Source organism: Campylobacter sp. W0014 (assembly GCF_020135975.1).
Lineage (GTDB): Bacteria > Campylobacterota > Campylobacteria > Campylobacterales > Campylobacteraceae > Campylobacter_D.
Window position 1 is genome coordinate 38,720 of sequence record NZ_JACHTR010000012.1, and the last position, 13,936, is coordinate 52,655.

The 13,936-nt window shown below is 30.1% G+C and carries 13 protein-coding genes; 10 read left to right on the forward strand and 3 right to left on the reverse strand.

Features of this window, described 5'->3' with window-relative positions:
• Window positions 1–100: 100 nt before the first annotated feature.
• On the forward strand, window positions 101–1,168 hold the full coding sequence (ispG, locus tag H2277_RS05325; protein WP_337201314.1) for a flavodoxin-dependent (E)-4-hydroxy-3-methylbut-2-enyl-diphosphate synthase: 1,068 nt from the start codon (window positions 101–103) through the stop codon (window positions 1,166–1,168).
• A 28-nt stretch (window positions 1,169–1,196) separates the two neighbouring features.
• On the opposite strand, the gene flgH is transcribed toward ispG, so the two are convergent.
• Complete coding sequence (gene flgH / locus H2277_RS05330; RefSeq protein WP_337201315.1) at window positions 1,197–1,895, reverse strand: flagellar basal body L-ring protein FlgH; 699 nt, start codon at window positions 1,893–1,895, stop codon at window positions 1,197–1,199.
• A 108-nt stretch (window positions 1,896–2,003) separates the two neighbouring features.
• Between flgH and pta the strand changes: the two genes are divergently transcribed.
• Genes pta through H2277_RS05345 form a run of 3 tightly spaced genes read left to right on the forward strand, consistent with a single transcriptional unit; the run spans window position 2,004 to window position 5,226 of the window.
• On the forward strand, window positions 2,004–3,506 hold the full coding sequence (gene pta / locus H2277_RS05335) for a phosphate acetyltransferase (RefSeq protein WP_337201316.1): 1,503 nt from the start codon (window positions 2,004–2,006) through the stop codon (window positions 3,504–3,506).
• 18 nt (window positions 3,507–3,524) lie between these two features.
• Window positions 3,525–4,709, forward strand: a complete 1,185-nt coding sequence (locus H2277_RS05340) for an acetate kinase (protein WP_337201317.1) — start codon at window positions 3,525–3,527, stop codon at window positions 4,707–4,709.
• A 25-nt stretch (window positions 4,710–4,734) separates the two neighbouring features.
• Window positions 4,735–5,226: a hypothetical protein gene (locus tag H2277_RS05345; RefSeq protein WP_337201318.1), complete on the forward strand. Its 492-nt coding sequence runs from the start codon at window positions 4,735–4,737 to the stop codon at window positions 5,224–5,226.
• Here the strand turns inward: H2277_RS05345 and H2277_RS05350 are convergent.
• A complete protein-coding gene (locus H2277_RS05350) occupies window positions 5,214–6,086 on the reverse strand; it encodes a hypothetical protein (protein WP_337201319.1) in 873 nt (290 codons plus the stop codon). The genes H2277_RS05345 and H2277_RS05350 overlap by 13 nt on opposite strands.
• The gene (rsmH, locus tag H2277_RS05355) at window positions 6,086–7,012 is read right to left on the reverse strand and encodes a 16S rRNA (cytosine(1402)-N(4))-methyltransferase RsmH (RefSeq protein WP_337201321.1); all 927 of its coding nucleotides are present in this window, start codon (window positions 7,010–7,012) and stop codon (window positions 6,086–6,088) included. Before rsmH ends, H2277_RS05350 begins: the two co-directional genes overlap by 1 nt.
• A gap of 151 nt (window positions 7,013–7,163) precedes the next feature.
• Here rsmH and H2277_RS05360 point away from each other — a divergent pair, with 151 nt between their 5' ends.
• The 6 genes from H2277_RS05360 to H2277_RS05385 form a co-directional block, all read left to right on the forward strand.
• Complete coding sequence (locus H2277_RS05360; protein WP_337201322.1) at window positions 7,164–8,654, forward strand: peptidylprolyl isomerase; 1,491 nt, start codon at window positions 7,164–7,166, stop codon at window positions 8,652–8,654.
• Window positions 8,651–10,039 carry a cell division protein FtsA gene (gene ftsA, locus H2277_RS05365; protein ID WP_337201323.1) on the forward strand — a complete coding sequence of 463 codons (1,389 nt, stop codon included), beginning with the start codon at window positions 8,651–8,653 and terminating at the stop codon, window positions 10,037–10,039. The genes H2277_RS05360 and ftsA overlap by 4 nt, the downstream gene beginning before the upstream one ends.
• A gap of 15 nt (window positions 10,040–10,054) precedes the next feature.
• Window positions 10,055–11,167, forward strand: a complete 1,113-nt coding sequence (gene ftsZ / locus H2277_RS05370) for a cell division protein FtsZ (protein WP_337201324.1) — start codon at window positions 10,055–10,057, stop codon at window positions 11,165–11,167.
• Between the two features lie 134 nt (window positions 11,168–11,301).
• Entirely contained in the window at window positions 11,302–12,114 is an 813-nt protein-coding gene (locus H2277_RS05375) for a flagellar hook-basal body protein (protein ID WP_337201325.1), read from the forward strand.
• A 24-nt stretch (window positions 12,115–12,138) separates the two neighbouring features.
• Window positions 12,139–12,930 (forward strand): flagellar basal-body rod protein FlgG, encoded by a 792-nt coding sequence (gene flgG, locus H2277_RS05380; protein ID WP_137624165.1) that lies wholly within the window; start codon window positions 12,139–12,141, stop codon window positions 12,928–12,930.
• Window positions 12,931–13,080: 150 nt separating this feature from the next.
• Window positions 13,081–13,936 (forward strand): Cj0814 family flagellar-dependent secreted protein (locus tag H2277_RS05385; RefSeq protein WP_407928559.1); only part of this gene is annotated, 856 nt, incomplete at its 3' end.

The window sequence follows — 13,936 nt, forward strand, 5'->3', positions numbered from 1 at the left end:
ATTTAATAAAAATTAGATATAGAGATTATATAAAAATAAACTTTAGTTAAAGCAAAAAAAGTTAAAATTTTAAAAATAATATTTAAAAAAGAGTTTGCGTATGAAGGTAGAGAGATTTAAAACAAAACAGATTAAAGTGGGAAATGTTTTAATAGGGGGTAATGCACCTATTTCAGTCCAATCGATGTTATTTACAAAAACTAGAGATATAGAGGGTTGTTTAGAGCAACTTAATCGTCTTTATTTTGCTGGAGCAAATATAGTACGTTTAGCTTGTTTGGATATGGCAGATGCAAGGGCCTTAAGAGAAATTAAAGCAAAGAGTCCATTGCCTTTGATAGTTGATATTCATTTTAATCATAACTTGGCTGTATATTGTGCTGAATTTATTGATGGTGTGAGAATTAATCCTGGAAATATTGGTTCCAAAGAAAATATTAAAGAAGTTGTAAAGGCTTGTAAAGAACGCAATATTCCTATACGAATAGGAGTAAATCATGGTTCCATAGAAAAACAATTTAGCGATAAATTTGGATATGGTATAGAGGCTATGCTAGAAAGTGCTTTATATAATATTAAGCTTTTAGAAGATTTAGATTTTACAGATATTAAAATTTCAATGAAAACTTCGGACACTCAAAAAACGATAGAGGCTTATGAAAGATTGCGTCCTCTATGTGATTATCCATTTCATTTAGGCGTTACAGAGGCAGGAACTAAATTTCATAGCACAGTAAAAAGCTCTATAGCTTTGGGAAATTTACTTCTTAAAGGCATAGGTGATACCATGCGTGTGTCTATGACAGGAGAACTTGAAGAAGAAATTCGCGTTGCAAAAGCAATTTTGCAAGATAGTGGAGTACAAAAAAGTGGAGTTAATATCATTTCATGTCCGACTTGCGGAAGGATACAAAGTGATTTGCTTGGCGCAATTAAGATTGTAGAAGAGAAAACCAAACATATTAAAGAACCGATTAATATTAGTGTTATGGGATGTGTGGTTAATGCTTTAGGTGAGGCTAAGGGAGCTGATGTCGCTATAGCTTTTGGAAAAAATCAAGGACTTGTTATAAGACATGGCGAGGTTGTTGCCAAGCTAAAAGAAAAAGATTTAGTTGATAGATTTTTATTAGAAGTTGAAGATGAGGTAAAAAGTAGAACAATATAAAGAATAAAGCAAGGTTTTCCTTGCTTTATTAAAATGGCCAAATAGCCTCTATCACTTTACTTCCCCAAGGTTTTCTAGTGCTTCTATCTACTTCACCTTCAGTTTTATAAAGAATTTTTGCATCTGCAATGTATTTGCTATCTATAGTATTGTCTTGTCCAATATCGTAAGGACGAATCACTCCACTTAATTGTATGATTTGTTTTTCTCCATTAATTAAAAGTTCTCTTGAACCTTCAATAAAATAATTACCATTAGATAAAATTTTGATCACGCGAGTTGAGATGGTTGTATTAAAACTTTCATTACGGCTTTGAGATCCTGATCCTTGATAATTATTTGTGCTATTGGTTTGAAAACCAATATTAGAATACGCATTTACTTTATTGATTGCATTTTTTAAAATTCCAGAGCCACCAGTTAAAGCTCCTCCACCTAAATTCGAAGTATTGGTTCTGCTTGTAGCTTTATTGGCTTGAGTACTTTGAGTGGTGCTTTCTTGAATGACTACTGTCACCAAATCATTAACATTCATTGCTTTTTTGTCTGAAAATAAAGGATTATCTCCTTTGCCAAAAAGCGATCCTGGTGCTGTTTCTATATTGTTACTTTGTTTAGGGGCAAGCTCTTCGACATAAGCAGGCGGTTTCATGGAAATTTGAGGATCCACAGTAGCAGAACAACCAAAAAACACAAATGGTAGGGTGTAAAATAAAATTTTTTTCATTAAAATCGTCCTTTAAATTTATGAATTTTTATTTTTTTTTGTTAAAATAATATTTATAAAAATGTAAAGCAAAGAGTGTTCCACTTTTTTAAAGTAAAAGGAGAAATAATGGAAAATCTTTATTTAATAAGATCTAAGAGTGATGATCAAAGCATTATAGTTAGTTTAAAATTGCTAGAATATTATAGTCAAAACTATAAAAATATGGCAATTTATTGCCCAGTGGTTTCTAAGCATGACATTTCTATTTTTCAAGAGTGGCTTAAACAATTTAATATCAATCAAAATATAGAAAATACTTATAGTTTTGTCGATAAAGATGCTATAGAAGAATTTAGTAAAGATTCTAATGTTTTTTTTAATATTATTTTAAAAACTTATGAAGAATTAAAAGAAAAATATGAATTTGTTTTAACGATCGGTTTTTCTAAATTTGGCGTATTAGATGCTTTTGGACTTAATGTTAAAATCGCTAAAAATCTTAATACTCCAATTATCGCTGATGTTTGCAATGAATATAAAGCAATGACTCAAAAACATCTCGATAAGCTTTTAAATGGTAAAAATTATGTTTTAATTGATGAAAATATTGATTTTGATAAAATCGCTCAATTAAAATCTTATGATTTTGTAACCCCTTATCGTTTTAAGTATGAAATGATTAAAAAAAGTATTAAAGATAAAAAAACAGTTGTTTTGCCAGAAGGTAACGATGAAAGAATTTTAAAAGCTTGTGATATTTTATTAAAAACTGAAGTTGTTGATCTTATTATTTTAGGAGATGAAAAAGAAATCAAGCAGAATGCAGAAAAATTAATGCTTGATATTAATTCTGCAAAAATGATCAACCCTTATAATTCAGATTTATGTGAAGAATTTGCTAATATGCTTTATGAGGCAAGAAAATCCAAAGGAATGACTCTTGATCAAGCTAAAGAATTAGTCAAAGATAAGACTTATTTTGGAACTTTACTTGTGCATAGTGGAAAAGCTGATGCTATGGTAAGTGGAGCTTCTACAACCACCGCCGAAACTATTCGTCCTGCACTTCAATTGATTAAAACTCAAGAAGGGGTAAGTTCTGTTTCAGGGTTATTTTTCATGGGCTTAGAAGATAAAATGTTAGCTTTTGCAGATTGCGCTGTTAATCCTAATCCAACAGCCGAGCAATTAGCCTCTAGTGCTTATGTTAGCGCTATGACTGCAAAATCTTTTGGATTAGATCCTAAGATCGCTTTGCTTTCTTATTCTAGCGGGGATAGCGGAAAAGGAGAAAGCGTAGATCTTGTAAAAGAAGCCCTTAAAATAGCTAAGGAAAAATATCCAGAATTAAACATAGATGGCCCTATGCAATTTGATTGTGCTTATGATCCTAAAACAGCAGCTTCAAAAATGCCAGAGTCTAAAATAGCAGGACAGATTAATGTTTTTATATTTCCAGATCTTGATGCTGCAAATATTGGTTATAAAGCTGTGCAAAGAACAGCTGATGCTTTGGCAATTGGTCCTATTTTACAAGGTCTTAAAAAGCCAGTGAATGATTTAAGTCGTGGATGTTTGGTTGATGATATCGTAGATACCGTCATTTTAAGTGCTGTTCAAGCTCAATAATTTTAATAAAGGATAAAAATGAAAGTTTTAGTTTTAAATTCAGGCTCATCATCTATAAAATTTAAATTTTTTGATGATAAGGTAGTTAAGGCAAGTGGTTTAATTGAAAAAATCGGCGAAGAAACCTCTAAAGTTGTTTTAAAAAATACTCTAAACGATGAGAAATTTGAAAGAGATATTGCTATAAAAGATCATGAGCATGGTTTGCAAGTTTTAAATGAACTTTTTAAAGAATCAGGAATTTTAGAAGATCTTAAAGTTCTTGATGGTTGCGGTCACCGTATTGTTCACGGAGGAAAAACTTTAACAAAACATTGTTTAATAGATGATCATGTGCTCAATGAAATTGATAGGGTAAGTGTTTTTGCACCTTTACACAATCCAGCTCATTTAGCCGGTATAAAAACAATGATCAAAGCTGCTCCAAATGTACCAAATGTTGCAGTTTTTGATACAGCTTTTCATCAAACAATGCCTGATTATGCTTATATGTATGCTTTACCTTATGAATTTTATGATAAAGATGGCATAAGAAGATATGGTTTTCACGGAACTTCTCATGCTTATGTGAGCTCAAAAGCTGCTAATTTATTGGGCAAGAGTAGCGTAAATGTGATTTCAGCTCACCTTGGAAATGGAGCAAGTGTTTGTGCTGTAGAAAATGGAAAGAGTGTAGATACATCTATGGGATTTACTCCTCTTGAAGGTCTTGTTATGGGAACTCGTTGTGGAGATATGGATCCTGCAATTATACCTTTCATTAGCAAGGCAAGAGGCTTGAGTATAGATGAAATTGATAATTTGATGAATAAAAAAAGTGGTGTATATGGAATTTGTGGCTATAATGATTTTAGAGATATTGAGTCGCGAGTTGAAAAAGGAGAGGAAAAAGCGCGCTTAGCTTTTGATATGTTTTGCTACCGCTTAGTAAAATATATAGGAGCTTATCTTGCAGTATTGCCAGGAGCTGATGGTATTATTTTCACAGGCGGAATAGGTGAAAATTCTTCCTTAGTAAGACAAAAAGTGTGTGAAAAACTAGCTCATCTTGGTATTGAACTTGATTTAAATTTAAATAGTCAAAGAATGTCGACTGAAAGAATAATAAGCACTGCAAATTCTAAAATCAAAGTTTGTATTATTCCTACAGATGAAGAATTTGAAATTGCAAGAGTCACGGAAGAGCTTGTAAATAAAGGTTAAAAACCTTTATTTTATTATTTAGAGCATGAAAAAATTTAAAGATTTTAGTCTTAATTTTCTCTTTAAAATATCGGATCAACCAGTTATTTTGCGTGATTTACTTGAAGCTAATGCTTTATTTAATGATGGAATGCTTGTTGATCCTTCTAAACTTAATTTTAATTTTAAAATTTTAAATTCTTATTTGTATTTTAGTATTCTTTGTGTGCTTATTTTATTGCCTTTATTGCTTGTTACACATTATTTTCTTATGCGTCTTGATTTTCATATAAGCATAATCAGTGCTGTTGCTGCGACTGCTTGTGTTTTTATAAGTTATGATATTTTTAAGATTTATACTCGAAAAATTATTTCAAAACAATTGATAAAAAAAGCTTGGGGTTTGCATTTTCCTTATTTTTCATATGAAAAATATTCCTTATTAGCAAGTAAACTTTATAAAGAAGCTTTAAAAGATGATGTTTTAAAAAAGAATTTAGAAAAATATGTGCTAGAAAAAATCATTCAATCTAAGTAATCAAGAATTTGATTTTGAAAACGCATGTTTTCTAATCTTCTTTTTAAATCCTTATTTTCTTCATTAAGTACACTTTCTTCTGTTTTTAAAGTAGCAATTTCTCGGCTTAAATAATAAATTTGATTTCTTATATAAATTTGTGGAGCAAAAAGCAATAAAGCAAAACTTACAAGCAAGATAGCAAAAAGCAAGTGATTAAACGTTAAATTTCTATCTTCTTTGGTTGCATCCGTAAAGCCTTCTAAAAGGGTATTTTTAACTTTTTGGGTGTCTTCTTCCACAGGATTTTTTTTCAATGATATATCAGATGTATTTTCGGTATGTATTTTTTTTTGTAAATTTTCTAAACTTTGTTTAAAATTGGTTTGAGAAATTTTTGGATTTTTTTTATCTGATTTTTGGTTATTCGCTTTTTTGGATAGTTGAGGTTCTTTATTATTTTTGTTTAAATCCTTAGCTTCTACTTTGTCTTCTTGTATTTTTTTAGTTTGTAGATCTTTTTCTGTTTTTTTTAGAAAAAATAATTTTTTCTTATTTTTTTGTGTATATGAATTTTTATTTTTTTCTTTTATCTTAGAAAAAATTTTTTTAGCTAAGGATTGTTTTTCTTCTAATTTTACATTGATTAAATCTTCTTTAAGATATATATTTGATTTTTTGGAATTTTTTGTTTCATATTCATCTTGATTAAATAAATTCCGCGGTTGTTTATTAAGACGTCTTTTGAAAATATCATTACTAGAGATAATTTCATTTTTAAGTTCATCATCTAAGGGTTTTCCTTGATTCATAGCACGCGAAAAATTTAGCATTTTCTGACGTATATTTTGTTTTTCTTTTAAAAAATCATCTTCTAACATTATTTTTCCATATTTTTAAAATGAAATAAACGCATTTTTGCGCAACTAGATCTTGAATTTTGCATTATTTCTTCTTCGCTTGCAATGATAACTTTTTTATTTAAAATTTTTCCTAAAGAATGATTGTTTCCGCATTCGCAACGTAAAGCTTTTTCATCGCAAATACAATTTTTAGACCATTTTTTGAAATAATTTTTTACGATTCTATCTTCTAAAGAATGAAAACAAATTATAGCTAAAATACAATCTTTTAGCTTTATTTTTTCTAATTTTTCTAAAAAGATTTTTAAAACTTCAAGTTCTTGATTAACTTCAATTCTAATGGCTTGGAAAACTAACGTAGCTTTAGAAACTTTTCTATGATTTTGCTTAGTTGCACCTATAATTTTTTGCAATTCTTTAGCGCTTTTTATAGGTTTTTCAATTCTTGATTGGCAAATTTTTTTAGCAATTAAATAAGCATCATCTAATTCGCCATACTCTTTAAAAATATAAGCAAGTTGTTCACAAGCATAGGAATTAACAATATTAAAAGCCGAAATTTTAGCATTTTGATTCATTCTCATATCTAAAAAATCAGAATTAAGATTAAATCCTCGTTCATTATTGTCTAATTGATAGGATGAAATTCCAATATCTGCTAAAATTCCTCTTAGTGAATTTGTAGAAATTTGATCAAGAATTTGACTAAAATTTGTTAAGAAAAATTGTGTTCTATCTTTAAACTTTTCAAGACGTTTTTTAGAAAAACTAAGGGCCTCTTGATCTTGATCACAAGCAATAAGTTTGATATCGGGATGATTTTTGAGTAAAGATTCACTATGGCCACCAAAGCCTACAGTACAATCTAAAAAATATCCGCAATTTAAATTTTCAAAAGCCTTATTGACTTCATCAAGCAACACTGGAATGTGTGGAATTTCCAAGCTAAATCCTAAATTTATTGATTGATTTTGATATTATAACTTATTTTAATGTCAAAATCAAAAAAAGAAATAATACTTTTATGTTAAATTAAACTCCACTTAAAAACTTATATGTTAAAATATCGAACTTATTTTTTTATCAAGGAATAGTATGCTTACTTGGATGCAGCATCATAGGAAATACCTTATTATTACTATATGGATTAGTACTATTGCTTTAGTTGGAGCTGTTTTTGTGAATTGGGGTGCTTATGATTTTAACCTTGATCGCGCTTCAAATGCGGCTATTGTAGGAAATGAGAAGATAAGTTATAATGAATTTAATACACGATATAATCAAGTTTTTAATTATTACAATCAGATTAGCAATGGTAGTTTAGATGAAAAGAGTGCCGAAAAGATCGGCTTGAAAGAATTGGCTTTAAATTCACTTATAGAAGATAAACTTTTATTAAATTTTGCTAAAGATTTGGGCTTAAACTCTAGCGATGATGAAATCATAAACAAGCTTGCTCAAACAAGGGTTTTTCAAAATCCAATAGGCGAATTTAATAAAACAATTTATTATGAAATTTTACATGCAAATGGTTTTATGCCTAAAGATTATGAAAAAATTCTTTCCGATGAAGTTATTATTGATAAATTAAATAAAATTTTCAATTTACCTTCTAGCGAAAATGAGATAAAAATGCTGGCAACTGCTTATTTTATGAGAGATTCTTTGAGTGTTGCGGAATTAGATTATGATAAAAAGAATATAAAAGTCAATGAAGAAGAATTGAAAAAATTCTGGGAGCAACAGAAGCAAGATTATAAGACAAGTCAAACTTATGAAATTTCTACATATTTTTTACCGTTAAATGATCAAAAATTTACAGAAGAAGAATTGCAAAAATTTTATAATGATGAAAATAATCGATTAAATTATAAAGATCAAAATGGTAAAATTTTAGATTTTAAATCAGTAAAGGATAAGGTTGCTAAAGATTATGGTTTAATCCAGCTTAAAAATTTAGCTAACACTAAATTTTTAGAACTAAAAAATAATAAAGAGCAATTTCAAAAAGATGAAAATGTTTCGGATTTGAGTGTTTATTATCCTTTAGAGCTTTTATCTAAGATAAAAAATGGAGATCTTTTAAGACCTGTTAGATATAAAGATGGCTATATGATTATTAAAGTTAATAAAATTGATCCTATAAGAATTAAAACTTTTGAAGAAGCTAGGAATGAAATTTTGCCTTTATATTTAAGCGAAAAGTCTAAAGAAAATTTAGAAAAAGAAGCGAAAGAGAAATTAAAAGATTTTAAGGGTGAAAATATAGGTTTTGTGACTAGGGATTCTCTACTTAGTGATGTTAAAATGGATAACAATATTTTTAATGATGCTGAGTTTAGTTATTTTTTAACTAATGTTTTTAACTCTGATGAAAATTCTTCTTATGTTCTTTTAAGCGATAATAAAGCAGTTCTTTATAAAATTAATAAGCAAAAGATTGATCTTAGCAACGATAAGCTAAATCAGCATTATAAAACATTAAAGCAGAATTTAGAAGTGTTAAAAGCTGATATGATCAAACAGGAATTAATTGATCAATTAAGAAAAACATATCCAATAAAAATTTATTACAAAGGGAAGTGATTTTGAATATACTAGGAATTGACTTAGGTTCGACTCAAACTTGTGCTATTATTGCGCAAAAAGATGATGAAGGTTTAAAAATTATTGGTTTTTCAAAAGCAAAAACCAATGGCGTAAAAAAAGGTGCTATTACAAATATCGAACTCGCTTCAAAATCCATTGAAGAAGCAGTAAGAAATGCTGAGATGATGAGTGGTGTACATTATGATAAAGTTGTTGTTTCAATTTCTGGAGCATACACCAAGAGTGTTGATAGCATAGGAGTTGTAAATATTCCAAATCATGAAATTGGAATCAAAGAAATACATCGAGCAGTAAGCACTGCAAAACATACGGCTAATATACCAAGTGGATATGAAATCATTCATGTTTTACCCTATAATTTCAAAGTTAATGATTTAGAGCATGTAGATGATCCTTTGGGGATGAGCGGAAGTCGTTTAGAGGTTTCAACTCATATTGTTATTTCTCAAGAATCCCATATTAAAAATTTAAAAAAAGCTGTAGAATTAGCAGATTTAAGGGTTGATAATATAGTGCTTTCTGGTTATGCTTCATCCATAGCTTGTTTAGATGATAGTGAAAAAGAACTCGGATCTGTTCTTATTGATATGGGTGGTGCAATTTGTGATATGGTAGTCCATACAGGAAATTCTATCCGTTATAATGATTGTTTACAGATTGGTTCTATTAATATCACTCAAGATTTATCCATGGCTTTGCATACTCCACTTAAAGAGGCTGAAAAAATTAAACTCAATTATGCCGCTTTATCGCAACAACCTAATGCGCTTATACAAATTCCAACAATGGGTGATGAAAAAAGAGTTAATGAAGTTTCTTTGGATATTATTTCTGAAGTTATTTATGCTAGAGCAGAAGAAACTTTGATGATTTTAGCAAAAATTTTAAGTGATAATCGTTATGCTAATAGTATAGGTGGTGGTGTAGTGCTTACTGGAGGAATGACTAAGTTGGCAGGAATCGATGAATTAGCTCCTGCTACTTTCGATAATCGTTCTATTAGAATAGCAACTGCAAGAAAAGATTTGATAACAAGTTTTAATGAGATCTTTAATGATCCTGAAAATACTTGTGCCATAGGACTTTGTCTTTACGGTGCAGGTTATTTTACCCCTTATGAGCTTGATTCTAATGAAAAATTAAGATATAAAGGTGAAATAGAAAATTATAATCGCCAAATTAGACAAGAGATTATTCCTCAAAAAGAAATAGAAAATGAAATAAAATCTGATTTTTTTGATGAAAATTTGCAAGAAAATGATACAATAGCAATTCAAGAACAATTGGATTTTAAAGAGACGCGAGAAAAAAAATCTGGCCTTTTTTCAAGCGTGTGGCATAAAATAGTAAATCAATTTTAACAAGGAGAGAATTTTATGAATGAATTTTTAGTAGAAGAGATGCAACATAATAAAGGTGCGAAAATTAAAGTTATAGGTTGCGGCGGCGGCGGCGGTAATATGATCAATCATATGGTTAAAATGGGATTAAATGATCTTGATCTTATTGCTGCTAATACTGATGCGCAAGCCATCTCTACATCTTTGGCAAAAACTAAAATTCAACTTGGTGAAAAGAAAACAAAAGGACTTGGAGCAGGTATGCTTCCTGAAGTTGGAGCAGAGAGTGCTAGAGAGAGTTTTGAGGAAATCAAAGCAAGTTTAAGCCAAAGTGACATAGTTTTTATCGCATCTGGTTTTGGGGGTGGAACTGGAACAGGTGCTACTCCCGTTATTGCACAAGCGGCTAAAGAAATTGGAGCTTTAACAGTTTCTGTAGTTACTATGCCTTTTAGCTTTGAAGGTAAACAAAGAAAGAAACTTGCAGAAAGTGGACTTCTTGAGTTAAAAAAAGAAAGCGATTCTATCCTTGTAATTCAAAATGAAAAACTTCTAAGTATTATTGATAAAAAAGCGAGTATGAAAGAAGCTTTTAAATTGGTTGATGATATTTTAACTCGTGCGGTGAAAGGTATGGTTTCTATACTTTTAGATAATGGTGATATCAATGTTGACTTTGCGGATGTTAGAACTATTATGAGTCATAGAGGACTTGCTCTTATGGGCGTTGGAAGCGCTGAGGGCGAAAATGCTGTCGAGATAGCTTTGAAAAATGCTATAGAGTCTCCTTTATTGGATGGTATGGATATTAAAGGGGCTAAGGGCGTGATTTTACACTTTAAAACAAGTTCTAATTGCTCTTTATTTGAAATTTCTGCAGCGGCTAATAGTATTGAAGAGAAAGTTGATGAAAATGCAAAAATTATTTTTGGATCAACTATGGATGACACTATGGAAGATAGAGTTGAAGTTACTATTATTGCTACAGGTTTTGAAGATAAAGACACTGTTGAGAAAAAATCTTCAGAAGAAACTGAAGTGTCTAAAAAAAATCCTTATTTAAATCTTAAAAAAGTAAGTGGTGGTTTTGATGAAGAGATTATGGCTCAAATAGAAACTCCTACATTTTTACGCCGACAAATGGATTAAAACTACAAGGCTTAAAAGCCTTGTATCTCTCCTCTGTAATTTCTTTATTTTATTCTTTATTTTTCTATATTTTTAAAAGTTGGAACACTCTTTGCTTTATATCTTTATGTAAAAACAATTTTATAGGTGAAAATATGCAAAATGGATATTATCAAGCAGTAGGCGGAATGGTAACTCAGTTTAATAAACTTGATGTTATTACAAACAATCTTGCCAATATCAATACAAGTGGATATAAAAGAGATGATGTTGTAATTGCAGATTTTAAAAGGATTTTTAAAGAAACTCAGGATGTGTTGCCTATAGAAAACAATACAAGAGATGCTTCACGCTTTATCAATACTACCATAGATAGCGTACCGCAAGTTTCTCAAGAATATACAGATTTTAGTTTAGGCTCCTTAAAGGCAACTAATAATCCTTTAGATTTTGCAATAACAAGAGATGATGCTTTTTATCTAGTTCAAACAAAAAATGGAGAAATTAGATTAAGCAAGGATGGAAATTTTCAATTAAATGAAGAGGGTTATTTGGTAAATAAGCAAGGTTATAAGGTATTAAGCAGTGATTATTTTAACAATCCTGAAAATGCCGCTATTAAAATTCCAAATGGATCTTCGCAAATTAGTGTGGATAAAGATGGAAATATCGAAGTTGATGGCACAAGAAATGCAAGATTATTTATTGCTCAAGTAGATGATATGAGAGCCTTGCAAAAAGATGGAGATAATGTTTATAAAATCGATGATTTAACTCGCATTAGAGACTTGGATAATTCTAACGCAGTGCGTCAAGGTTTCTCTCAAGGCTCCAATGTCAATCCGGTTGTTGAAATGGTAGGTTTGATTGAAGCTAATAGAATGGTTGAAATGTATCAAAAAGTTATGACAGCCCATATGGATGATTTAAACCAAGAAGCTATCAATAAACTTGCATCTGTTAAATAAGATTAAAAATTAAAAGGATAAAAAATGATGAGATCACTTCATACTGCTGCTACTGGGATGGTAGCGCAGCAAACACAAATTGATGTTACTTCTAACAATATTGCCAATGTTAATACAGCTGGCTTTAAGAAAAGTCGTGCCGAATTTGCTGATTTGATGTATCAGGTTATGAAATATGCCGGAACTTCTACTTCAGCTACAACCCTTTCACCTTCTGGTATAGAAGTGGGTGTTGGTGTGCGTCCTACTGCTGTAACAAAAGTTTTTACAGAAGGAAATTTAAAAGCAACGAGTACAGATAGTCTTGATATGGCTATTGCTGGAAATGGTTTTTTTCAAATTCAGCTCCCTGATGGAACTATAGGATATACAAGAAATGGACAATTTACAAAAGATAATGAAGGTAATATTGTTAATTCTGATGGCTATAAATTACTTCCTGAAATGACCATACCAGAAGGCGCAACTGCTATCAATGTAGCCACTGATGGAACGGTATCGGTTATGCTTCCTGGGGAGCAACAAGAAACTCAAATCGGACAAGTAGAATTGGTGCAGTTTATCAATCCAGCAGGGCTTCACTCTATGGGAGATAACTTATATCTTGAAACAGGCGCAAGCGGTGCTCCGGTTGCTGGAATCGCAGGACAAGACGGACTTGGAACAATCAGACATGGTTTTGTGGAGCTTAGTAATGTTCAACTTGTCGAAGAAATGACAGATCTTATCACAGGGCAAAGAGCCTATGAAGCTGGCTCAAAGGCTATAACAACAAGTGATGATATGCTCGGCATTGTAAATCAGTTAAAACGATAATTAATTTGTTTTTTAGTCTTATTTTAGAAATTCCAAAATCAATACTAAATCATTTCTCGTTCCACTTATCCAAAGTGGAACAAATTTTGCTTATATTTATAAGATATTTAGATTTGAAGGCAGAACAATTCTAAAATCAAAGGAATAAATATGAGTATCTTCAGTATTAATGATAACTCAAATTATACTTCTATACTTTCACAAGCAAAAGCCAATAAAGAAAGTAAAGAAAATTCAAAAATAAATTTTGCCAATACTTTCTTAAAACAAAATGTCACTAAATTAAATGAAATAGAAAATAAAAATTCACAAACTTTAATAAGAAGTGAAGTATTAGATAATCAATCAAATTCTATTAATAATAATATCAATAAAAACTATTATACTAAAACAAATTCTCCTAATTATGATATATCTAGTGAATTTAAAAACTCTATTTATACTTTAAAATTCAAACAAGCAGATATAAGTAATAATACTTCTACCAATACAGCCTATGGTTATAGTGTAGATAAAGATGGTTATATGGGAGAAGACTTTAATGAGGCTGCAGGATTACCAAAAGATTTTAAGATACATAAATCTACTTTGGATGAGATTCAAAGATATAATGAGAATAGTCATTTTTTTGCAGATAAAAAAGAATATTTAGGGATTAGTGGTAATTATTTTACAAACATAGATATGGCAAATACTATTAAACAATACTATAATCAATTTAATCAAATTATAAATCATACTTTTAACGATACCAATAAAACAAGTTTTAGTGAAGCAGATTTAAATAGTTTGCCTAAAGGATATAGTGTATCTGATACAAATAAAGATTTTGCTTCACTTGAAAGATTAGATACGCAAACCATAACAAATTATTACAACACCCAAGAACAATACGATGAAATGGAACAATTAGGAACGATTGCAAGTATTAGCTTAGGATTACAGCCATTAGATTTTACTCCTCAGAGCATGCAAACTCAAAATTTAGATCAAGACAGTGCAAGAG

Coding starts and splice junctions, on each gene's coding strand:
- H2277_RS05360 (WP_337201322.1), top strand. CDS start 7,164: ATGCTTACTTGGATGCAGCATCATAGGAAATACCTTATTATTACTATA.
- ispG (WP_337201314.1), top strand. CDS start 101: ATGAAGGTAGAGAGATTTAAAACAAAACAGATTAAAGTGGGAAATGTT.
- H2277_RS05340 (WP_337201317.1), top strand. CDS start 3,525: ATGAAAGTTTTAGTTTTAAATTCAGGCTCATCATCTATAAAATTTAAA.
- ftsZ (WP_337201324.1), top strand. CDS start 10,055: ATGAATGAATTTTTAGTAGAAGAGATGCAACATAATAAAGGTGCGAAA.
- flgH (WP_337201315.1), bottom strand. CDS start 1,895: ATGAAAAAAATTTTATTTTACACCCTACCATTTGTGTTTTTTGGTTGT.
- pta (WP_337201316.1), top strand. CDS start 2,004: ATGGAAAATCTTTATTTAATAAGATCTAAGAGTGATGATCAAAGCATT.
- flgG (WP_137624165.1), top strand. CDS start 12,139: ATGATGAGATCACTTCATACTGCTGCTACTGGGATGGTAGCGCAGCAA.
- H2277_RS05375 (WP_337201325.1), top strand. CDS start 11,302: ATGCAAAATGGATATTATCAAGCAGTAGGCGGAATGGTAACTCAGTTT.
- H2277_RS05345 (WP_337201318.1), top strand. CDS start 4,735: ATGAAAAAATTTAAAGATTTTAGTCTTAATTTTCTCTTTAAAATATCG.
- H2277_RS05350 (WP_337201319.1), bottom strand. CDS start 6,086: ATGTTAGAAGATGATTTTTTAAAAGAAAAACAAAATATACGTCAGAAA.